General features: G+C 65.8%; 21 protein-coding genes. 11 read left to right on the forward strand and 10 right to left on the reverse strand.

All coding sequences use genetic code 11. From position 1 onward, the window contains the following. Positions 1–9 precede the first annotated feature (9 nt). The 5 genes from ntrX to dusB form a co-directional block, all read right to left on the reverse strand. Positions 10–1,422 (reverse strand): nitrogen assimilation response regulator NtrX, encoded by a 1,413-nt coding sequence (ntrX, locus tag FQK05_RS01125; protein ID WP_158963759.1) that lies wholly within the window; start codon positions 1,420–1,422, stop codon positions 10–12. A gap of 30 nt (positions 1,423–1,452) precedes the next feature. Beyond that, positions 1,453–3,699, reverse strand: coding sequence for a sensor histidine kinase NtrY-like (locus FQK05_RS01130; protein WP_158963761.1), 2,247 nt, complete (start codon positions 3,697–3,699; stop codon positions 1,453–1,455). A 100-nt stretch (positions 3,700–3,799) separates the two neighbouring features. Further along, the gene (locus FQK05_RS01135; protein WP_158963763.1) at positions 3,800–5,185 is read right to left on the reverse strand and encodes a response regulator; all 1,386 of its coding nucleotides are present in this window, start codon (positions 5,183–5,185) and stop codon (positions 3,800–3,802) included. Next, a complete protein-coding gene (locus FQK05_RS01140) occupies positions 5,185–6,579 on the reverse strand; it encodes a two-component system sensor histidine kinase NtrB (protein ID WP_407644478.1) in 1,395 nt (464 codons plus the stop codon). Before FQK05_RS01140 ends, FQK05_RS01135 begins: the two co-directional genes overlap by 1 nt. Continuing rightward, complete coding sequence (gene dusB / locus FQK05_RS01145; protein ID WP_407644479.1) at positions 6,576–7,607, reverse strand: tRNA dihydrouridine synthase DusB; 1,032 nt, start codon at positions 7,605–7,607, stop codon at positions 6,576–6,578. Before dusB ends, FQK05_RS01140 begins: the two co-directional genes overlap by 4 nt. 260 nt (positions 7,608–7,867) lie before the next feature. Here dusB and FQK05_RS01150 point away from each other — a divergent pair, with 260 nt between their 5' ends. From FQK05_RS01150 to FQK05_RS01160, 3 genes are read left to right on the forward strand one after another with little or no spacing between them, the layout of a single operon-like run. Continuing rightward, positions 7,868–9,028, forward strand: a complete 1,161-nt coding sequence (locus FQK05_RS01150; RefSeq protein ID WP_158963765.1) for a bifunctional 2-C-methyl-D-erythritol 4-phosphate cytidylyltransferase/2-C-methyl-D-erythritol 2,4-cyclodiphosphate synthase — start codon at positions 7,868–7,870, stop codon at positions 9,026–9,028. Continuing rightward, a complete protein-coding gene (locus FQK05_RS01155; RefSeq protein ID WP_158963767.1) occupies positions 9,025–9,525 on the forward strand; it encodes a phosphatidylglycerophosphatase A family protein in 501 nt (166 codons plus the stop codon). Before FQK05_RS01150 ends, FQK05_RS01155 begins: the two co-directional genes overlap by 4 nt. Continuing rightward, positions 9,522–10,016 (forward strand): CinA family protein, encoded by a 495-nt coding sequence (locus FQK05_RS01160; protein WP_233270313.1) that lies wholly within the window; start codon positions 9,522–9,524, stop codon positions 10,014–10,016. The genes FQK05_RS01155 and FQK05_RS01160 overlap by 4 nt, the downstream gene beginning before the upstream one ends. A 149-nt stretch (positions 10,017–10,165) precedes the next feature. On the opposite strand, the gene FQK05_RS01165 is transcribed toward FQK05_RS01160, so the two are convergent. Beyond that, entirely contained in the window at positions 10,166–10,609 is a 444-nt protein-coding gene (locus tag FQK05_RS01165; RefSeq protein WP_158963769.1) for a type II toxin-antitoxin system RatA family toxin, read from the reverse strand. A 143-nt stretch (positions 10,610–10,752) separates the two neighbouring features. Here FQK05_RS01165 and hpt point away from each other — a divergent pair, with 143 nt between their 5' ends. The 5 genes from hpt to FQK05_RS01190 all read left to right on the forward strand — a co-directional run bounded on the left by hpt (position 10,753) and on the right by FQK05_RS01190 (position 13,670). Beyond that, on the forward strand, positions 10,753–11,295 hold the full coding sequence (hpt, locus tag FQK05_RS01170; protein ID WP_158963771.1) for a hypoxanthine phosphoribosyltransferase: 543 nt from the start codon (positions 10,753–10,755) through the stop codon (positions 11,293–11,295). After that, positions 11,292–11,507 carry a hypothetical protein gene (locus tag FQK05_RS01175; RefSeq protein WP_158963773.1) on the forward strand — a complete coding sequence of 72 codons (216 nt, stop codon included), beginning with the start codon at positions 11,292–11,294 and terminating at the stop codon, positions 11,505–11,507. Before hpt ends, FQK05_RS01175 begins: the two co-directional genes overlap by 4 nt. Positions 11,508–11,701: 194 nt before the next feature. Next, positions 11,702–12,169 carry a c-type cytochrome gene (locus FQK05_RS01180; protein ID WP_158963775.1) on the forward strand — a complete coding sequence of 156 codons (468 nt, stop codon included), beginning with the start codon at positions 11,702–11,704 and terminating at the stop codon, positions 12,167–12,169. Between the two features lie 14 nt (positions 12,170–12,183). Further along, on the forward strand, positions 12,184–13,086 hold the full coding sequence (locus FQK05_RS01185) for a c-type cytochrome (RefSeq protein ID WP_158963777.1): 903 nt from the start codon (positions 12,184–12,186) through the stop codon (positions 13,084–13,086). Positions 13,087–13,292: 206 nt separating this feature from the next. Further along, positions 13,293–13,670 (forward strand): DUF2798 domain-containing protein, encoded by a 378-nt coding sequence (locus FQK05_RS01190; protein ID WP_233270314.1) that lies wholly within the window; start codon positions 13,293–13,295, stop codon positions 13,668–13,670. On the opposite strand, the gene lipA is transcribed toward FQK05_RS01190, so the two are convergent. Further along, a complete protein-coding gene (gene lipA / locus FQK05_RS01195; protein WP_158963779.1) occupies positions 13,601–14,554 on the reverse strand; it encodes a lipoyl synthase in 954 nt (317 codons plus the stop codon). The two genes, FQK05_RS01190 and lipA, sit on opposite strands and share 70 nt — an antisense overlap. Before the next feature lie 277 nt (positions 14,555–14,831). Between lipA and FQK05_RS01200 the strand changes: the two genes are divergently transcribed. Beyond that, entirely contained in the window at positions 14,832–15,359 is a 528-nt protein-coding gene (locus tag FQK05_RS01200; RefSeq protein WP_158963781.1) for a peroxiredoxin, read from the forward strand. A gap of 99 nt (positions 15,360–15,458) precedes the next feature. Here the strand turns inward: FQK05_RS01200 and FQK05_RS01205 are convergent, their stop codons facing one another. Further along, complete coding sequence (locus FQK05_RS01205; RefSeq protein WP_158963791.1) at positions 15,459–16,682, reverse strand: DUF6456 domain-containing protein; 1,224 nt, start codon at positions 16,680–16,682, stop codon at positions 15,459–15,461. Between the two features lie 234 nt (positions 16,683–16,916). Between FQK05_RS01205 and FQK05_RS01210 the strand changes: the two genes are divergently transcribed. Beyond that, a complete protein-coding gene (locus FQK05_RS01210; RefSeq protein ID WP_158963793.1) occupies positions 16,917–17,270 on the forward strand; it encodes a DUF6477 family protein in 354 nt (117 codons plus the stop codon). Positions 17,271–17,295: 25 nt separating this feature from the next. Here FQK05_RS01210 and FQK05_RS01215 read toward each other — a convergent pair whose 3' ends face one another. Beyond that, the gene (locus tag FQK05_RS01215) at positions 17,296–18,861 is read right to left on the reverse strand and encodes a trimethylamine methyltransferase family protein (RefSeq protein ID WP_158963795.1); all 1,566 of its coding nucleotides are present in this window, start codon (positions 18,859–18,861) and stop codon (positions 17,296–17,298) included. A gap of 203 nt (positions 18,862–19,064) precedes the next feature. After that, a complete protein-coding gene (locus tag FQK05_RS01220) occupies positions 19,065–19,889 on the reverse strand; it encodes a universal stress protein (RefSeq protein ID WP_158963797.1) in 825 nt (274 codons plus the stop codon). A gap of 155 nt (positions 19,890–20,044) precedes the next feature. Here FQK05_RS01220 and guaA point away from each other — a divergent pair, with 155 nt between their 5' ends. Continuing rightward, the gene (gene guaA / locus FQK05_RS01225; protein ID WP_158963799.1) at positions 20,045–21,604 is read left to right on the forward strand and encodes a glutamine-hydrolyzing GMP synthase; all 1,560 of its coding nucleotides are present in this window, start codon (positions 20,045–20,047) and stop codon (positions 21,602–21,604) included. The last annotated feature ends 7 nt before the right edge of the window (positions 21,605–21,611 follow it).

A 21,611-nucleotide genomic window follows, 5' to 3' on the forward strand; every position in this document is an offset into this window, starting at 1 on the left:
GGCGCTGCCCTAGTCGACCGTTTCGGCCGATGTATCGACGCGGGCCACCCGGGCCCCCGACTTGGACGAGGTCACGACGCCAAGCGACTTCAGCTTGCGGTGGAGCGCAGAGCGTTCCATCCCGACGAAAGAGGCCGTCCGGCTGATATTGCCGCCGAAGCGGTTGATCTGGGTCAGCAGGTATTCGCGTTCGAACGCCTCGCGCGCCTCGCGCAGGGGCAGCGTCGCCAGCGCACCGGTCAGCACCACGCGGCCGTCATCGGTGGGCCGCGCCTCGTCGCCCGGAAGCTCTCGCGCCTCGATCGGGCCGGTGCCGTCGCCCAGGATCAGCACTCGTTCCACCAGGTTCTTCAGCTGACGCACGTTGCCCGGCCAGATCATCGTCTGCATCAGCGCGATGGCCTCGTCGCTCAGGGACCGCTTCGGCAGGCCCTGGGCTTCGTGGCACTGGGTGATGAAATGTTCCGCCAGAAGCGGAATATCCTCGCGCCGTTCCTCGAGCGAGGGCACGGCAATCGGCACCACGTTCAGGCGATGATAGAGTTCCTCGCGGAACCGTCCGGCGGCGATTTCCGATTCCAGGTTGCGGCTGGTCGACGAGATCACGCGCAGGTCGACCCGCACCTTGTCCGTTCCGCCCACACGCTGGAATTGCTGGTCCACCAGCACCCGCAGGATCTTGGACTGGGTGCCCAGCGGCATGTCCGCGACCTCGTCGAAATAGACGACGCCGCCATGGGCCTGTTCCAGCAGGCCCGGTTCGACCCCGCGGGCCGCGGTTTCCCGACCGAACAGAACCTCTTCCATCCTCTCGGGTTCCACGGTTGCGCAATTGACCGAGATGAAGGGGCCCCGCGCCCGGTTCGACCGCGCATGGACATAACGCGCCGCGATTTCCTTGCCGCAGCCGGCCGGGCCCGACAGCATCACGCGGCCGTTCGACTTCGTCACCTTGTCCAGTTGCCCGATCAGCCCGCGATAGGCCGGGGACGACCCGATCATGTCGGCTGTAGAGACACCGCGCCGCTTCAGCGCCGAATTCTCCCGCCGCAGGCGCGAGGCTTCCATGGCGCGCTTGATCACCACCATCAGCTGGTCGATGTTGAACGGCTTCTCGATGAAATCGTAGGCGCCCTGCTTGATGGCGGCGACCGCGATCTCGATGTTGCCGTGGCCCGAGATGATGACGACCGGCACATCCGGGTTGTCGCGCTTCACCGTCTTCAGGATGTCGATGCCGTCCATCCGGCTGTCCTTCAGCCAGATGTCCAGAATCAGCAGCGCCGGCGGTTCGGTGTTGATCGCCGCCATGCAGTCGTCGGAATTGCCGGCCAGGCGCGTGGCATAGCCTTCGTCTTCCAGGATATCGGACACCAGTTCCCGGATGTCCCTTTCGTCGTCGACAATCAGAATATCGCTCATATCGGTCCTGCTCTCGCTGTTGTCGGTCTGTTATTGCACCCCGGGAAGGGGCAGACGGATGACGGCCATCGCCCCGCGATGGGGCTGGTCGTCCTGCAAGGGCGGCGCGTCCTCCAGGGTCAGCGTGCCGCCATGTTCCTCGATGATCTTCTTCACGATGGGCAGGCCCAGGCCGGTGCCGGCATCGCGGGTGGTGACATAGGGTTCGAACAGCCGGGCGCGGTCCTCGGGCAGGCCCACGCCATTATCCGCAATCGTGATTTCGGCGCTGCCGAAATGGCCGTCGTCGATCCGGCGCAGGGTCACGCGGATCCGCGGGACATGGCCTTCGGGCGCGCCCTTCTGCTTCAGCGTCTCGATCGCCTCGCCCGCGTTCTTGATCAGGTTGGTCAGCGCCTGCGACAGCATCGTGGCATCGACATCGGCAACGATGGACCCGCCCGGCAGATCCGCCGAAATCTCGACCCCCGGCTGGCCGTGCTGCTGCAGCAAAACCGCAGCCTCAACCAGCGCCTTCACGTCCTCGCTGCGGCGGTCCGGTTCCGGCATCCGCGCGAATTTCGAAAACTCGTCGACGATCCGGCGCAAGTCGCCAGTCTGGCGCACGATCACATCGGTCATGGCTTCCAGCCGGTCCGAATCCTCGCCCACCATCGGCGCGAACTTGCGCTTGATCCGTTCCGCCGACAGTTGAATCGGCGTCAGCGGATTCTTGATCTCGTGCGCGATGCGGCGGGCGACATCGCCCCAGGCCGCCATCCGCTGGGCACTGACCAGATCGGTCACATCGTCGAAGGCCACCACGTAACCGTCCAGATCGCCCCCGGCGCCGCGCCTCACGGCGACCCGGACCAGCAGGTTTTCCAGCCGTCCGGCCCGTGTCACCTTGACCGAGCCCTGCACGCTTTCCGCGCGGTCAGCCTTCATGTTTTCGAACAGCGGCCCGAATTCCGGAACCGCCACGGCCAGCGACGTCGCATGATCCGCGCCGTCCCAGTCCAGCAGGCGCCGGGCGGACCGGTTCACGAAGGTCACCCGCCCGTCGCTGTCCAGCCCCACGACGCCCGAGGTCACGGAGGAAAGCACCGAATCGAACAACCGGCGCCGGTCCTCGATCTGGCGGGTGTTGTCCAGAAGGGTCTGCCGCTGGGCCTTCAGCTGCCGCGTCATCTGGTTGAAGTACCGCCCCAGCATCGAAATCTCGTCGTCGCCGGATTCTTCCGGCACGCGGACGTCCAGATCGCCCGCACCGACCTTCTGCGCGGCATCCGTCAGGCGGCCCACGGGCCGCGACAGCCGTTCGGCGAACCACAGGCCCAGCCAGACCGCGGCCAGGATCAGGATCAGCGCGAAACCCACGTACAGCAGGCCGAAATTGAACAGGACCCGCCCGCGTTCCTGTTCAAGCTGCTGGTACAGCCGGACCGTTTCCTGCGTTTCGTCCAGAAGATTCAGGATCTGCCCGTCCACCGTCCGGCTGATGTACAGGAACCGGTCGACAAAGGCCGTCAGCCGCACCAGCGCGCGGAATTCGTTGTTGTTCCAGTCCTCGATGATCACCAGGCCTTCGTCCCGGGCGATATCGATATCTGCGCGGCTGGGGCGTTCGAAATCGAAAAGATAGGAACCTTCGCCCCGCGCCCGTACCTCGCCCGCGCTGTCGATGACAAAGGCCTCTTTCAGGCCGCGCTGGACCAGGTTCTGACCGGTGCCCAGAAGCTGCCGGATCCGGCCCGAATCCATGAAGAAGGTGCGCGACCGTTCACGGTCGAGGAAATTGGCCAGGGCCTGCGCGTCTTCGGACAGGCCGTCCGTCAGCTCGGACTTGTAGGCCTGGGCCGCAGCCAGGGACGAGCCCACCACATTGCGTACCCGGTCGGAAAACCAGCCTTCCAGCCCGATGTTGATCGTCAGCCCGGCAAAGACGGCGACCGTGATGGTCGGGATCAGCGCCAGAAGGGTGAAGACCCCGATCAGCCGCAGGTGCAGGCGCGACCCGGCAGACTGTGCACGGCGGGCGATCAGCAGGCGGCCCACCTGGCCCAGCACCAGCGCGGCAACCACCAGCACATAGACCAAATCGGCAAGCAGCACCGCCCGCTGCAGCAGCGCGGACCCTACCCCGCCGCCGTTGAACGGACCGATGACCAGGAAGGTCGCGAAAGCCAGGACCGGTCCCAGAACGACCAGCCCCAACGTCGCAAAGGTCTGGGCGCGGCGGGTGTTCCACCAGCGCCGGACGACCGGCAGCGTTCCTGATTGTGACAGACTTGCCACTCGACGACCTCATTCATGATGCGTCGGCTGGCTTGCCAGACGCCACATGTCGTGGCTGGCCCCTCTAACGGGGACTCTGCGCCACGCTTCTGTGGCGCATTTACATCATCTTGCGCCGCCGTGTCACGTGAATATCGAGGTTCGTGATCTTCTTTCTCAGCGTGTTCCGGTTGATACCCAGCAATTCGGCACATTTTGCCTGGTTGCCGCCGGTTGCTTCCAACGCAATCTCGATCAGAGGTGTCTCTACCTCTTTCAGGATGCGGCCGTAAAGCCCCGGAGGTGGCAACATATTGCCGTGCAAGTCAAAATACCGCCGAAGGTGCCCCATGACTGATGCCGAGAGCTTTTGCGTGTCGCCCCCGCCGGCAATCGGCGTGACGTCCGGCTGGGCGCCCAGCACCGCCTCGACCTCGGCCTTGCCGATCTCTTCGGTGCGGCTGGTCAGGACCAGGCGGCGGACGGCGTTTTCCAGCTGACGGACGTTGCCCGGCCAGACATAGGACCGGAACAGCGCCACGGCAGGCGCCGACAGCCAGCGTTCCGGCGCACCGTCGCGGCGGGCGCGTCCCAGGAAGTGTTCCGTCAGAAGTGCGATGTCGTCGACCCGTTCGCGCAGCGGCGGCACCTCGATCGTCGCACCCGACAGGCGGTAATACAGGTCGTCCCGCACCCGGCGGCCGCTGCCCGAGGCATCGGGCGACAGGTCGCGCTGGGACGTGGCGATGAACCGGGCCGAGGTTTCGGACGGCGCGTCGATCATGCGCACGATCCGGGCCTGGATCTCGTCCGGGATGTCGGCGATTTCCTCGATCAGGATCGTGCCGCCGCGGGCCCGGGCCATCACGCGGGCCGGGCCTTCCAGATCGGTCAGGTCATTGGCGTCGACCGACACGAAGGGCAGACTGCGCCGGTCGGAAAAGTCGTGCAGCACGCGCGCGATCAGCGACTTGCCGGTCCCGCTTTCGCCGGTGATCAGCACCGGCAGGTCGGTGTTCATGACCCGCGCGACCAGCCGGTACAGCGACTGCATCGCGGGCGTGCGGCCCACCAGCGGCAGATCTTCGGGGCCGTCGTCGTCGATGGAGGTCGAGGCGACCGGCTGCGGCACCGGCGCGCGCTGGCGCAGTTCCAGCGCCCGCGCCGTCCGCTTCATCAGATCCGGCAGGTCGAAGGGTTTCGGCAGGTAGTCATAGGCGTCCGCCTCGGCCGCCTGGATCGCCGTCATGATCGTGTTCTGGGCGGAAATCACGATGACCGGCAGGCCGGGCCGTTCCTGGCTGATCTTTGGCAACATCTCCAGCCCGTTGCCGTCGGGCATCATGACGTCCGAGATCACGACGTCGCCTTTTCCCTCGCCCACCCAGCGCAGAAGCGTCGTCAGCGAAGAGGTCGCATGCACCTTGCAGCCCGCGCGGGTCAGCGCCTGGGTCAAGACCGTGCGGATCGTCCGATCGTCGTCGGCAACAAGTACCGTGCCATCCATCAGTGAGCCTCCTTATCGGCACGGTCCGTGGATTGGCCGTGCCCGCTCGATTGTGTCCCTGTCGCCCCGCCGGCCTTCTGGCGCGTGCCGGTCGCGGAGAAACTGCTGTTGTCGGGGGAATAATCGTCCCCATCCTGCATGTCGGTGTCAAAGCCCTTGTCGCGCCCACCCTTGCCCGGCTTCGGGCTCGGCACCCGCGGCAGCGACAGGCGGAAGACGGTGTGCCCCGGGACCGAGCTGATGGAGATCCAGCCACCGTGGTCCGACATGATCTTGGACACCAGTGCCAGTCCCAGCCCGGTGCCGTTCTCGCGTCCCGAAACGAAGGGTTCGAAGATGTCCGCCTTGATCTGTTCGGGAATGCCGGGACCATCGTCGATGATCTCGATCTGCAGGGGCAGCGGCTGCCCCTCGCCGTCCGACCGGCGCAGCGAGAAGGAATGTTCGAAATAGGAATGCAGCCGGATCGTGCCGCCCTTGGGATCGGCCGCTTCGGACGCATTCTTCAGCAGGTTCAGCACCACCTGAAGCAGCTGGTCCGGATCGCCAAGCGCCAGCGGCAGAGAGGGGTCGTAATCCTCGATGATCTTCATGTGGGCGCCAAAGCCCAGCAGCGCGGACCGTCGCGCGCGATCCAGCACATCGTGCAGGTTCACGGGGCGCAGGTCGGGCGGCGACAGGTTGCCGAACTGTTCGACCTGCTCCAGCAGCTTCACGATGCGGCGGCTTTCCGCGACGATCAGGTCGGTCAGCTCCTGGTCCTCGGCCGAGAGGTTCATCGACAGAAGCTGCGCCGCCCCGGTGATGCCGGCCAGCGGGTTCTTGATCTCGTGCGCGAGCAATTCGGCCATGCCGATGGCCGACTGCGCCGCAGATTTCACCGACAGGCTTTGCGATACGCGGCCGGCCAGTTCGCGCGGGTTGATCATCACGATCATCTCGCCCGGGCGACCCTGCACGGGGGCGATCTGAAGCGCGCATTGCATCGGCGGGCGGTTGCCCGTGCCCACATCGATGTCGTTCACGAACAAGGGCGAGCCCGAGGTACGCGCCCGTTCGAACGCTGCCTCGATCGGGGCGTCGATGGCGATCTGGTCCCAGACCGGTATGCCGACCATGGACTTGGCCGAAGCGTTGAAGAAGCCTTCACCCGCCGGGTTCACGTCGGCAATGCGGTCGCCTGCGTCGATCAGCACCGCCGGCACCGGCAGCGAAGCCCAAAGCGTCGCGTCCCCGTCGATGGTTGAAATGGCCGCCGCCAACTGCTCCTCGTCGAAGGGGCCGGGGTCGGTCACGCCGGTTGCAAGGGGTTCGATTCCGGTCACCTGGTCCGCTGCCTTCTTGTCCTTGACCGCCTTGCCCTTCGCAGCCGATTTCCGGGCCTTGTCGCTCATGCTGCTGCCCGGGTCTGTGCCGGGTCGGCCGCTGCCGCCGGCAGGACCTTGCCCAGGATTTCGTGGATCAGCGCGATGGCCCGCGCCGGATCCGTCGCCGTCAGAAGCGCACGGCGCATCGGCGCCGGAACGGCCGCCCCGGCATCCTCGGCCGCGGCATCCAGATACCAGCCCAGATGCTTCCGCGCGACGCGCAGGCCCAGGTCGGTGCCATAGAAATCCAGCATCGCCCGATAATGGTCGGCGACAAGATCCGCGCGCGCCGCATCATGCGGCACGTCGGGCCGGGCGGTCTGATAGAGTTCGTGCGCCACAAGTCCGGGCAGCCACGGCCGCCCCTGCGCCCCGCGCCCGATCATGACGCCTGCGGCACCGGACGCCGCCAGTGCCGCGCGGGCCGAGGCCGCATCGCGGATATCACCATTCACGATGACCGGAACCGTCACGGCCCGGACAGTCGCGGCCACCGCCGACCAGTCGGCGCGGCCCTTGTAGAACTGGCAGCGCGTGCGGCCGTGTACCGTGATCAAAGCTACGCCTGCCTCTTCCGCGCGGCGTGCGATATCGGGCGCGTTCAGGCATTCGTCATCCCAGCCCAGCCGCATCTTCAGCGTGACCGGCACGTCGACCGCGGCCACCACAGCCTCGACAAGCGAAAGTGCATGGTCGGGCGTGCGCATCAGTGCGGACCCGGAATAGCCATTCGTGACCTTCTTTGCCGGGCACCCCATGTTGATGTCGATGATCCGCGCCCCGCCATCAGCCACGCGGCGCGCAGCCTCGGCGATCCAATAGGCATCCCGGCCCGCAAGCTGGACCGAGGTGCCAAGCGCCCCTGCCCCCAGCTCCGCCTTTTCGCGGACGCCGGGCTTGGCCTGAACCATCTCCTGGCTGGCCACCATCTCGCTCACGACCAGTCCGGCGCCGAAACGGGTCGCCAGGTCCCGGAACGGCCTGTCCGTGATTCCCGCCATCGGTGCCAGCAGGACCGGCGGCCAGATGTCCAAGTTCGAAAGATGGAGCGCCAATGCCTAATCCCTGTGCAGTTTGTCCCGAATTAACGGCTGAGAGGTCTCGTTACAATGAATCGTGGATGACAAATTGGGCCGGGTCAGCCGTATGCCTAATTATTGAACACAAATGACCCGCTGATTGCCCCTCGCTGCGCCACCGCGTAAAGAGTGCGTCAACAAAAGCCGGAGCCGGGATGCTGCGCGACGCATCGCCGCGCGTATCACTCTTTGGGGTCCGGTCCGACAGCCATCACATCCCAACGCGAGCCCCCGCCATGCCGTCCGACCCGACCGCCGCCCTGATCGTCGCTGCAGGCCGCGGTACGCGGGCCGGCGGCGGGCTGGCCAAGCAATGGCGGATGATTGCAGGTCGGCGCGTAATCGACTGGACTATCGATGCTTTTCGCGCCGCCCCATCGGTCGGGCCGATCGCCCTGGTGCTGCCCCGGGACGATGCGGACGCCCGTGCCGACTTTGCCGGGACCGACCTGATTCTGGCGGCAGGCGGTGCGGAACGCGCCGACTCGGTCGCCGCCGGGCTGGCCGCGCTGAATGGCACCGGCGCGACACGCGTCCTGATACACGATGCGGCACGGCCCTGCGTTTCCGTCGACCTGATCGAAGCGGTGGCGCACGCGCTGGACCACGGCCCGGCGGCGGCGCCGGGGCTGGCCGTCACGGACGCGCTGTGGACCGGGGGCGACGGCAAGGTGACCGGAACGCGGGATCGCGCCGGTCTATATGCCGCACAGACTCCGCAAGGATTTCACATAGATACGATCCGCGCAGCGCATCGGGCGCGCCAGGCCCCTGCTGCCGACGACGTAGAGGTGGCGCGCGCCGCCGGGATGGAGGTTACCATCGTGCCGGGACAGGCCGACAACATGAAAATCACCACGCCCGAAGATTTCGCCCGGGCCGAGCGCATCCTTGCCGCGCGCAGCGAACCCGACCTGCTGCCCATCCGGGTCGGCAACGGCTTTGACGTGCACCGTTTCGCGCCCGGCGATCACGTGATCCTGTGCGGCGTGGCCGTGCCCCACGACCGGACGCTTTCCGGCCATTCGGATGCCGATGTGGGCATGCACGCCGTGACCGACGCGATTTATGGCGCACTGGCGGATGGCGATATCGGCCAGCATTTCCCGCCCACGGACCCGCAGTGGAAGGGCGCCGACAGCGCCGTCTTCCTGCGCCATGCCGTGGCCCTTGCGGCCGAACGCGGCTACCGCATCGGCAATGTCGACTGCACCCTGATCTGCGAACGCCCCAAGATCGGGCCCCACGCGATGGCCATGCGCGAAGCGATGGCGACGATCATGGGCATGTCGCCGGCCGACGTCTCGGTGAAGGCCACGACGACGGAACGGCTGGGCTTTGCCGGCCGGGGCGAAGGGATCGCGGCGCAGGCCACCGCGATGCTGGTGCGGGCATGAGCAACCTGGCGACCATGGTGGGCACTGTCTGCGGCGTGGGCCGCCTGCGCCCGGCGCCCGGCACCTGGGGATCGCTGGCGGCCTTCCCCATCCTGTTCCTGGTCCACTGGATCGGCGGTCCGCTGCTGCTGGTGGCGCTGATCTGCGTCCTGATCGGCGCAGGCCTCTGGGCGGCAGACCGGATGCACCGCGACGGCTGGCAGCACGACGCGCCCGACATCGTCATCGACGAGGTCGCGGGCCAGCTGGTGACCCTTCTGCCGATCTCTTTCGGCGCGGCGGGCAACGACGTGTCGTTGCTGGCGCTGTGGCCGGGCCTGGTTTCGGGCTTCATCCTGTTCCGCCTGCTGGATATCTGGAAACCCGGTCCCATCGGCTGGGCCGACCGCAAGGACGGCGCCATCGGCGTGATGAGCGACGACCTGATTGCCGGTGTGCTGGCAGCCTTGGGCGTGATAATCATGGCCGGGATCGCCCACGGAGTAATGCGCCTGTGACACAGCCCGGTTCCGCCGACATCCCCGCCCTGCTGGAAGCCGCGAAGGCAAAGGGCATCCGCATCGCCACTGCCGAAAGCTGCACCGGCGGCATGGTTTCTGCCGCTATGATCGACGTGCCGGGGTCGTCCCTGGTCGTGGAACGGGGCTTCGTCGTCTATTCCAACGAAGCCAAGCGCGAGATGCTGGGCGTCACCGCCGAAACCCTGAAGGCACACGGCGCGGTATCCGAGGAAACGGCGCTGGAAATGGCCGACGGCGCGCTGGCCCATTCCCGCGCCGACCTGACCGTCGCCATCACCGGGATCGCGGGCCCCGGCGGGTCGGGCAACAAGCCCGAAGGCCGCGTCTGCTTTGCCATTGCCGGCAAGGGCCTGACCACCCGTGCCGAAACCTGCGATTTCGGCTCTCTGGGCCGGGCCGCCGTACGCGCCGTGTCCCGCGACCACGCGCTGGACCTTCTGGCGGCGGCATTGTCCGAAATGGGCTGATCCAGCTTGGTTTTTCGGCACGGGCGCGAATACGTCCGCCCTGAAAATCATCAGTTGGCAGGGCGCGGAAAAAACGGGCTTCGGTCCCGCGCCTGCCAGTCGATTTGATCAAACCGTCACCACCCGAAAGGCGCCTCTGACGTCCCCTGTCAGCCGTAGAGCTTGTGGGCGCGTTGTTCGAAGGCGCGGACGATGCGGGTCATCGCCTCGTTGAAGACGACGCCGATCAGGCGCTGCAGCATGGCCGACTTGAATTCGAAATCGACATGGAAATGCACCTCGGACCCGCCGTCGATGTCGCGAAACGACCAGACCGATTCCATGTACTTGAAGGGGCCGTCGATATAGGTCGTCTCGATCCGCTTCTGCTCGGGGAAGAGGCGCACGCGGCTGCCGAATTTTTCCCGGAAGACCTTGAACGAGATCACAAGGTCGGCCTCGATCTCTTCGCCGCCTTCGATGGGCGTGCGCTTGTTGATCCGCGCGGCCGAGCACCACGGCAGGAACTCGTTGTAGCGGGCGACATCCGCGACCAGATCGTACATCTGCTGCGCGGTATAGGGGAGCGTGCGGGTTTCCGAATGGGTGGTCATGAGATCGGGCAGGCGCGGCCTTTTTCGGGATCGGGACGGGTGACAGTGGGCCGTTCTGTCGTATGTTGGGCCCGAAAGATCAAGGGGGGCCACGGTTTGCACAAGGTGCACACGTGGCCCCGAAACCAGTTGGGGGTGCGCGCATGGGCGCGGAACAGAAGCCGTATGTAATCGACCAGATGATCTCGGCCAAGGCCATCGCGGCAAGGATCGAGGAACTGTCGGCCGAGATCGAGGAGGAATACGCGGACACGAACAAGCTGGTGGTGGTGGGCCTGTTGCGGGGCAGCTTCATCTTCATCGCCGATCTGGTGCGCGAACTGGACCTGGCGATCGAGGTCGATTTCCTGGAGGCGTCGTCCTACGGCAGCGGGATGGAATCGAGCCGCGAGGTGAAGATCCTGAAGGACCTGCGCGGCGCCATCGAAGGGCGCGACGTGCTGGTGGTCGAAGACATCGTCGACACGGGCCACACGCTGAACCATGTCGTGAACCTGCTGCGCAGCCGCCAGCCGCGGAAGCTGAAGACCATCGCCCTTCTGGACAAGCCGTCCCGGCGCGAGGTGGATTTCCGCGCCGACTGGATCGGGTTCGAGATCCCGGACGAATTCGTCGTGGGCTACGGCATCGATTATGCCCAGCGGAACCGCAACCTGCCCTTCATCGGCAAGGTACGCTTCACATGATGAGTCCCCGCCATTTCGTCCGGCTGTCGCGGCTGGCCAAGAACCCGCCGGGCCGGCGCCGGATGATCGTGATGGCGATCATGCTGGGGATCAGCTTCCTGATCGCAGGGCTGGAAAAATGGGATATCTGGCCTGACTGGGCCACCGCCGACCGGTCGCGCAAGATCCATACGACCACCGTTCCGACCGACGGATCGCAATCGGGCGACTAGGGTCAGGACCCGCGCAGGGCGCAATGGGCCTGCCGGGCGCGCTCGCGAAAAAGTCAGGGACGTTCCGCGGCAGAGGTGCCTTCGGCCGGCTGCAAGGGCTGGACAGGTGGGCGGGATACACGCAAGCTCGGGTTCGAGATGAAAGCCAGTTTTCGGTGCCCGGCCTGACCGGTCCGACCAATCAGGAGCCATTCATGAAGTCGCTTATTCTGCCCGCCGTCACCGCCGCCACCCTGGGGCTGTCCTTCCAACCGGCCCTGGCCGACGAGGCCGGAGAGGCCGCGATGGCGGCCCGCCATGGCGAAATGAGCCTGATGGCCCACGCCCTGGGCATCCTGGGCGGCATGGCCAAGGGCCAGGTCGAGTACGAGAAGATCAAGGCCGAAGCCGCAGCCGAAACGCTCTATGTCGTCAGCAGCATCGACCAGCACCTGCTGTGGCCCGAAGGCAGCGAGGCCGGCGCCCTGGACGGCAGCCGCGCCAAGGCCGAGATCTGGACGAACATGGACGACTTCACCGCCAAGTGGAACAGCCTGCACACCGCGACCGAAGCGATGAAGACCGCCGCCGGCGAAAGCCAGCAGGCCATCGGCGCGGCCATGGGGGCTGTCGGCGGCGCCTGCAGCGCCTGCCACAAGGCCTATCGCACACCGGCCAGCTGATCGCCGGCTGACGGATGGAACGGATCCTGCGTGTCCTTGTCGTCCTGGCCCTGGTCGGGGCGGCGGCCTTCTGGTATCTGACCCGGCCCATCGGCCTGGACGGCGAGTCCGTTGCCGCGATCGACGCGCTGACGCCCGACGTGGCCCATGGCGAGACGATGTTCTGGGCCGGAGGCTGCGCCAGTTGCCATGCCGCGCCAGGTGCGACCGGCGACGACATGCTGGTGCTTTCGGGGGGCGACAGCCTGGCTTCGCCCTTCGGGACCTTTTATGCCCCCAATATCTCGCAGGATCCGACCCACGGGATCGGCGATTGGTCCGTCATCGACCTGGCCAATGCGCTGACCCACGGGATCGGGCCGGACGGCACCCATTTCTATCCGGCCTTCCCGTACACCTCCTATGTCCACCTGGAACGGCAGGACATCGTCGACCTGAATGCGTTCCTGAAGACGCTGCCAGCGGATTCCACGCCGAGCAAGGCGCACGACGTGCCGTTCCCCTTCACCATCCGGCGGGGGATCGGGTTGTGGGACAGGCTGTTCCTGACCCCGGACTGGGTGATGACGGGCGATCTGTCGCCGGAACTGGAACGCGGCCGCTACCTGGTCGAAGGCGCGGGCCATTGCGGCGAATGTCACACCCCCCGAAACGCCATCGGCGGGCTGGACCGGAACCGGTGGCTGGCCGGCGCGGCCAATCCTTCGGGCGAAGGCACGGTGCCCGGGCTGACCCCGGACAAGCTGGACTGGAGCGCCCAGGACATCGCCTATTACCTGGAAACCGGGTTCACGCCGGATTTCGATTCTGCGGGCGGTCACATGGCGAATGTCGTGTCCAACATGGCCCACCTGCCACCCGAAGACCGCGCCGCCATCGCGGCCTACATCAAGGCCCTGCCCGCCTCTGGTTCGTGATCTGCGATCCCGTTCGGCTGCGTCCGGGTTGATCGGGCGCGCCATTTCTGCGCTGCGACATCAGCCGAAAGACGCAGCCCGGTCAGGTTAGCCCGGGCCTCGCACAACCAGCCGCGAGAGTGAGACGAAGCATCCCACAGCACCTTAAACCGAAGGGGGATGCACGTCCGGGCGCCCCCCTCTTCCCGTTTTCTGCAAGAGGGATCGTGACCCAACCGAACGCCCAAAAGAAGAAGACCATCATCGTGGCGCAATTCTTAATCTCGATGATGATGGCCTTCCTGATGACGCTGATCTTCACCAGTGTCCCGACGGGCTTTGCCGCCGGGTGGGTGGGCACTTGGCTAAGCCGGCTCATCACCGCCTGGCCCGTCGCCTTCGTCCTGTCGCTGGGTTTGGGACCTCTGGCCTTCATTTGGCCAGCCTGGTCATCCGCCGCCCGGTCACACTGGACTGACAAAAAAGGCGGCCGTCCCGGGCCGCCTGATCTTGCCTTTATTCCCTGCCGCAGTCCTCAGGCCGTCGTGCCCAGCCTTGCCTGCCGCGCGGCGCGCAGGCGGGCGAAGTCGTCGCCGGCGTGGTAGGAGGACCGCGTCAGCGGCGTCGCCGACACCATCAGGAAGCCCTTTCCATAGGCCGCCTTTTCATGCGCCGCGAATTCCTCGGGCGTAACGAAGCGGACGACGGCGTGGTGCTTCGGCGTGGGCTGCAGGTACTGGCCGATGGTCAGGAAATCGACGTCGGCCGCCCGCAGGTCGTCCATCACCTGGCGGACGGGCTGGGTTTCCTCGCCCAGGCCCACCATGATACCCGACTTGGTGAACATCGACGGGTCCAGTTCCTTGACCCGCTGCAGCAGGCGCAGGGAATGGAAGTAGCGCGCGCCGGGCCGCACCTCGGGGTAGAGGCCCGGAACGGTTTCAAGGTTGTGGTTGAAGACGTCGGGGCGCGCCTCGACCACCGTTTCCAGCGCGGACGGCGCGCATTTCAGGAAGTCGGGGGTCAGCACCTCGATCGTGGTGTCCGGGCTGCGGTGGCGCACGGCGCGGATCGTCTGGGCCATGTGCTCGGCGCCGCCGTCCTCCAGGTCGTCACGGTCGACCGAGGTGATCACGACATGGTTCAGGCCCAGCTTTTCGACGGCATGGGCGACGCGGCCCGGTTCGAACGCATCCAGCGCCTGGGGCTTGCCGGTGGCCACGTTGCAGAAGGTACAGCCGCGGGTGCAGATCTCGCCCATGATCATCATGGTGGCGTGACCCTGGGACCAGCATTCGCCCACATTCGGACAGCCCGCTTCCTCGCAGACGGTGACCAGGCGATTCTCGCGCATGATCTTCGCGGTTTCGCGATACCCTTCGCTGCCAGGCGCCTTCACCCGGATCCAGGCCGGCTTTTTCGGCTGGGCATTGTCGGCGCGGTGCGCCTTTTCGGGGTGACGCTGATCGGGAAGCTTTAGGTCGCGCACGGGTCGGGCCCTTTGCATTGGCTGTGAGCGGGTCTGTTCCAATATAGGACAGCCCGCGCCAGACAACCAGCCGCCGTTTCGCCGTGCCTGTGCCAGATCGCCCGGCCCGGCCGTGTGGCAGATGCAGCACGGAAAATCGGTCAAAAGATAAGCGGTTGGCGCATGATCCTGTTCCCAGGCGGGCCCGATTGCCGCAGTGCGGCGGGCTGGATCTTGCACCTAATTGGAAAAGTTCTAAGTTGCCGCCGTAAACCCAACTGTTTTACTGGAGATTGACATGAAGCCAGGCGACAAGCTCCCCGACGTGACCTTCAAGACCCGCGTGCGCGACGAGAGCGTCGGCGGCCCGAACCCCTATCGCTGGGAAGACAAGACCACGGCCGACTACTTTGGCGGCAAGCGCGTGATCCTGTTCTCGCTGCCGGGCGCGTTCACGCCGACCTGCTCGACCTACCAGCTGCCGGGCTTCGAGAAGATGGCCGCCGACTTCAAGGAAAAGGGCATCGACGACATCTATTGCATGTCGGTCAACGACAGCTTCGTGATGAACCAGTGGGCCAAGGCCCAGGGGATCGAGAACGTGAAGGTCATCCCGGACGGATCGGGCGAGTTCACCGAAAAGGTGGGCATGCTGGTCGCCAAGGACAACCTGGGCTTCGGCAAGCGCAGCTGGCGCTATGCGGCGATCATCAATGACGGCGTGGTCGAGGCATGGTTCGAAGAGCCCGGCCGTTGCGACAACCACGGCGAAGATCCCTATGGCGAAAGCTCGCCCGAGAACCTGATGAAGTCGCTGGCCGCCTAAGCGACCGGTCGACGCTGCGGAACGCCGTTTGAAACGGCGTTCCAAGCGCCTGTGAAAGGCGCTTTTCAAGGCCCTTCGAAAGGGCCTTGGACCCCGCCCTCAGCCGATCATGCGATCCTGCAGGGCCGTTTCCTCGTAATGCCGTTTCAGCCGCTGCAGCGCGATCCGAAGCACGATCTTGCCAGACCGTGCCGACCAGCCCAGACGCTTTTCCGCTGTCTCCAGCCCCTCCAGCATGCAGCAGCAGCGCAGCGCCACGTCGCTGAGGCCCGGACCCAGGTCGCCAAGCGCCCGGCGCAGGCGGTCCCGCGCCCCGGCCGTGCCCCGGCTGGCCCCCTCGCCCGCCACGATCGACCGTACCCCGCCGGTCAGGAACGATTCCCAGTTCTGCGCGATGGATGGTCCCATCTGGGACAGCTCAAAGTCCTCTCGCAGCCGTTCTCCCGCGCGCACCAGGTCCGGCGTCAGGAAGGGCTGCCCGTTGCCATCCCTGCGCCGCGACAGTGCCGTCAGCGGGCTTTCCACCGCAACATAGCGCATGCGTCGCGCCGACCGATCGCCCGGCCCGCAGTCCGCATCGTTCCGGAACCGCGCAGGCCCCGACCCGAAGGGCCGTTGCGCATCCGCAAAGCCATAATCGCTTTCTTCCCGCGCCGCGTTTTCCTGCGCCGCCAGAAACCGGTTCAGCGCCGATCGCCCCATGGCGGTGATCCGGTACTTGCTGACCCGGCCTGGGGACGGGCACAGGATCCAGTCCTTCAGCGCCATGCCTTGTGCGACGGCCGCATCCACAATGGCGGTCCGTGTGCTGGTCCCGTCGCTGTCGTCGCGCATCACGACGGCCTTTTCCATGTTCTCGGCCACCGCCAGAACCGCGCCCGGTTCGCACAATCGGCGCAACACCCGCAGTGCCTCACGTTCGAAATGGGCCTCGCTTTCCGCGCTGTTCTGCCCCGCGCCGCATTCGCCCCGGAAGTCGGACCGTCGGTCCGGTCGGGAAGCGATGGCTGCGCGGGGGCCGGTCTGTCGTTCCGCCGGCAGGCCGGAACTTGTCTGGGGGACGGTCATTGCCTCTTGATCCTTCGCATTGTGGCCGCATGACCCATGCCGTGCCGCCAACCTGTCCAGTGCCGCATCCACCAGCGGATCGTCGCGTCGCTGCTCGATCCGCCGGATCTGCCGCAGGACGGTCGATGCATGACATCCGGCATCCCTTGCCAGGGTCCTGATCGTCCGTCCGAATACCGTGTGAGCAACATAGCGCCGCACCTCTTCCGGCACCCAGGCCGGAAGCCCGTCTGCGGCCGGATCGGCACTGGGCATCTGCCCCTCCGCCCGAGGAATGCGCACAGTTCCAGTCAAATTATCCCTTTTTTTATCCACAACTTAGAGGGGCATGCATTACCAAAGGATTAACGCAGCACGGTGACCCAGAGCATTGTATGCAAATGATAAACCAAGCTGAATCCATCGTTCGCAACTCTGGCCCGATGCGCAACACCCCAGAGAGTTGTGTAAGATGCCTCCCCATTGACAACCGCAAGGGAGAGCTCGGAGATGCAGGACATCCTCAGCATGTTGAACGGTTTGCGCCGGCCTCGGCTTTTGATCCGGGCTGCGCGCTTTGGTGCCCGGGACTATCGCCGGGAACGCCATCTGCAACGGCTTCTGGGCTATGGCGGGCTGCCACGACCGGCATCCGCGCTGATGCGCCTGATGGAGCTGGAACGCGAGCAGGACTTGCGACGCCTGACCGACGACGCCAGCTACTCGCTGCCGCGGCACGTGGATCTGCTGATCGCGATGATGGGCGAGGCAGAGATCCTGCGCACCGCCCGGGCCGAGGCCACGACCCCCGAAATCGCGCCGGTCGCGGGGAGCCCTTCGATCTGCGTGGCGGCCGCAGGCTAAGCAGCCGCCACGGCACCTGTCCGGGTCAGGTGAAAGCGTCCGGCATGGCTGCCTTGCGCTCGGCGACATAGGCGGCCAGCTGGCCCGCGATTTCGGGGTCGAGATGCGGTTGCTGATAGGTGTTCAGCAGGTGATCGACCCGGCGCGAGGCCAGTTCGAACGTATCGGGACTGCCGTCTTCCATCCAGGTTTCGAAAGGCTTCGTGTCATAGATGTCGGAAGACCAGAAGGCCGTCTTAAAGTTCGCTTGGGTATGGGCGCAACCAAGGAAGTGGCCGCCCGGACCGACTTCGCGCAGGGCGTCCATCGCCTGGGCATTGGCATCGGTGGCCACCCCTGCCGCCATCCGGTGCAGAACGCCCAACTGGTCGGCATCCATCACGAACTTCTCGAAGCTGGACACCAGTCCGCCTTCCAGCCAGCCACAGGCATGCAGCATGAAGTTCACGCCGCCCATCAGCGCCGCGTTCAGCGTGTTGGCGGTTTCATAGGCCGCCTGCGCATCCGGCAGTTTCGACCCACACAGCGCGCCGCCCGACCGGAACGGCACTCCCAGGCGGCGCGCCAGCTGGCCGGCACCGTAAAGAACCTGGCTGGCTTCGGCCGTGCCGAAGGTGGGCGCACCGGAATGCATGTCGATCGAGGTTACGAAGGCCCCGAAGATCACTGGCGCACCGGGGCGCACCAGCTGCGAATAGGCGATGCCCGCCAGCACCTCGGCCAGGACCTGTGTCAGCGTGCCCAGCACCGAGACCGGCGACATCGCGCCGCCCACGATGAAGGGCGAGATGATGGAGGCCTGCCCGGCCTCGGCATAGACTTCCATCGCGCCCATCATCGTGTCGTCGAAGGTCAGCGGCGAGTTGATGTTGATGAGCGACGTCATCACACAGTTCTGGGCCACGAAGTCCTTGCCGAAGAGGATTTCGCTCATCTCGACCGAGTCGCGCGCACGGGACGGTTCGGTGACGGACCCCATATAAGGCTTGTCCGACAGGGTCATGTGAGCGTGCAGCATGTCGAAATGGCGCTTGTTCACCGCGACATCGGTCGGTTCGCACAAGGTCCCGCCCGAATGGTGCACGTATTTCGACATGTAGGCCAGCTTCACGAAGGTTCGGAAATCCTCGATCGTGGCATAGCGGCGTCCCTGCACCCGGTCGCGCACGAAGGGCGGTCCATAGACCGGCGCCAGCACCAGGGTATTGCCGCCGATCTCGACACTTTTCTGGGGATTGCGGGCATGCTGGGTGAACTTCGCGGGCGCGGTGGCACAGAGCTTGCGCGCCAGGCCGCGGGGGATCCGCACGCGCTCGCCCTCGATCTCGGCCCCGGCATTGCGCCAGCGGTCCAACGCCTTGGGGTTGTTGACGAAGTTCACGCCGATCTCGGCCAGGACCGTTTCGGCGTTGGTTTCGATGATCTCCAGAGCTTCCTCGTCCAGAAGCTCTGTCACCGGGATGTTGCGTTCGATGAAGCGGGCCGTCTCGATCCGGACGGCCGTCCGCTCCGCCCGGCGTGCCGCACCGCCACCGCCCCGGCCCCGCCGGCCGCGGCCGGCCACTTCGCCTGTGTCACCCAAGTCGCTCATGTCAGGTCCTCATGGCCTCCTCCGCCGCGGGCTTGCCGCGGACTGACCCGTGATAGCCCGGATCGGGCGGGCCCCGACGCGGTTTTTGCGGCGCGTCAGGGGGGAAAGCGACATGGACGGGCCTGCCAGCGACAGGAACGGGCCCCGAAGGGCCCGCAGAAGACCGGTACAGCCCGGCACAGAAAGGGAACGGGGGATCTCGTTCAGCCGCGCACGATCAGGACGTCGCAGGGCGGATGACGAAGGATTTCCTCGGTGAAGCTGCCCAGCACGGTCGGTGCCAGTCCGGCGCGGGCATGGGCACCGACGGCCAGAAGTTCGGGGTTCACGTTCGCGATGGTTTCGGCCAGCGCCTGCGAGCGACCGACCGAGCGCGGGATCGGCTTGGCGATTCCCGCCGGAAGCGGCGTTTCGGCCCACCACTTGTCCAGCGCGCCCTGGGCTTCCCTTTCGAACGGCTCGAAGGCCGACGCCGCCTGGCTGGGGGCGACCAGCCCGCGGTAAGGCACGTGATAGGCATGGAAGGCGGTCATCGATGCGGAGGGCGCCAGCATGTGGGCCGCGCGAATCGCGGCCGAGCACGACTGCGACAGGTCCACACCCGCGGCGATGCGTTCGTAATCGTGGTCGGCCGGGTTCTTCACCAGCAACACCGGCACCCGGCAGGCGCGCACGATCCGTTCCATCGTGGTGCCGGAAAACAGGTCCCAGAAGGGCCGCGGGCGATGCACGCCCATGCACAGCAGGTCGACGTCGTCCGCCATCGTCGCCTCGACGATGCTGCGGACCGGGTCCGCCACGGCCACCCGGATCTCGACCGCGTGGTCCGAAATCGACGCGCAGAGCTTGGTCAGCGCGCTGGTGGCTTCTTCCTTCATCTGCTCGACGATCTTGACCGGCAGGTCATCGTCCACGACCGACAGGACCGTCAGGCGCGCGCCGGTCGCCTCGGCCACGCGATAGGCGCGGCGCAGCGCCCGCTCCGATCGAGTGGACAGATCCGAAGCCATCAGAATGTGCTTGAACATCGCAAAATCTCCTGTCGCGAAAAGCGGCAAGGCAACGGGCCGCGCCAAATTTTCCAAGACTTAGGAACGAAATGCCTGCGTACAACCGTACGACGTGTCGCAACCCCCGTCCGCGACCTCTTGCGCAGGACCTTGCGGCGGCTTAGTGCGTGTCCATGTCCCAGATCTCGCACGAACTCCTTCTGATCATCGACTTCGGCAGCCAGGTGACGCAGCTGATCGCGCGGCGCCTGAGAGAGCTGAATGTCTATTGCGAAATCCGCCCCTACCAGACGGTCACGGCCGATCTGCTGAAGGAGCTGGCGCCAAAGGCGGTCATCTTCTCGGGCGGGCCGGAATCTGTCACCAATCCCGACAGTCCCCGCGCCCCGGCCGAGGTGTTCGACCTGGGCGTGCCGATCCTGGGGATCTGCTATGGTCAGCAGGTGATGATGCACCAGCTGGGCGGCGAAGTGATTTCCGGCCACGGCACCGCCGAATTCGGGCGCGCGAAGGTGACCGAGGTGGAACCGCTGGAACTGCTGGAAGGCTGGTTCCAGGACGGCCCCGAACAGGTCTGGATGAGCCATGGCGACCATGTCAGCCGGCTGGCGCCGGGCTTTACCGTCTACGGCACATCGCCCAATGCGCCCTTTGCCATCACCGCGGATGTCGAACGCCGGTTCTTTGCCGTGCAGTTCCACCCGGAGGTACACCACACGCCCAACGGCAAGGTGCTTTACGAAAACTTCGTGAAGCTGGCCGGCTTCAAGGGCGACTGGACCATGGCCGCCTACCGCGAGGAGATGGTCAACGTCATCCGCGAACAGGTGGGCGATGCCAAGGTCATCTGCGCGCTGTCCGGCGGCGTCGACAGTTCCGTGGCCGCGGCCCTGATCCACGAGGCGATCGGCGAGAACCTGACCTGCGTCTTCGTCGATCACGGCCTGCTGCGCCTGAACGAAGCCGAGGAAGTCGTGGGCATGTTCCGCGACCACATGAACCTGTCGGTCATCCACGCGCAGGAGCAGGAGCTGTTCCTGGGCGAGCTTGACGGCGTGTCGGACCCGGAAACCAAGCGCAAGATCATCGGGCGCCTGTTTATCGACGTGTTCCAGAAATACGCCGACCAGATCGAAGGCGCGCGTTTCCTGGCGCAAGGCACGCTTTACCCCGACGTGATCGAATCGGTCTCGTTCTCGGGCGGGCCGTCGCACACGATCAAGTCCCACCACAACGTGGGAGGCCTGCCGGAAAAGATGGGCCTGAAGCTGGTCGAACCGCTGCGCGAGCTGTTCAAGGACGAGGTCCGCGAACTGGGCCGCGAACTGGGCCTGCCGGAGCATTTCATCGGCCGCCACCCCTTCCCCGGGCCCGGCCTTGCGATCCGCTGCCCCGGCGAGATCACCCGCGAGAAGCTGGAGATCCTGCGCCGCGCCGATGCCGTTTACATCGACCAGATCCGCAAGCACGGTCTTTACGACGAGATCTGGCAGGCCTTCGTCGCCATCCTTCCCGTCCGCACCGTGGGCGTGATGGGCGATGCGCGCAGCTATGACTTCGCCTGCGCTCTGCGGGCCGTGACATCGGTCGACGGGATGACGGCGGATTACTATCCGTTCAGCCACGATTTTCTTGGCGAAACCGCGACCCGCATCATCAACGAGGTCAAGGGCATCAACCGGGTGACCTACGATATCACCTCGAAGCCTCCGGGCACCATCGAGTGGGAATGATCGATGG

The organism is Chachezhania sediminis (assembly GCF_009765275.1).
Taxonomy (GTDB): Bacteria; Pseudomonadota; Alphaproteobacteria; order Rhodobacterales; family Rhodobacteraceae; genus Chachezhania; species Chachezhania sediminis.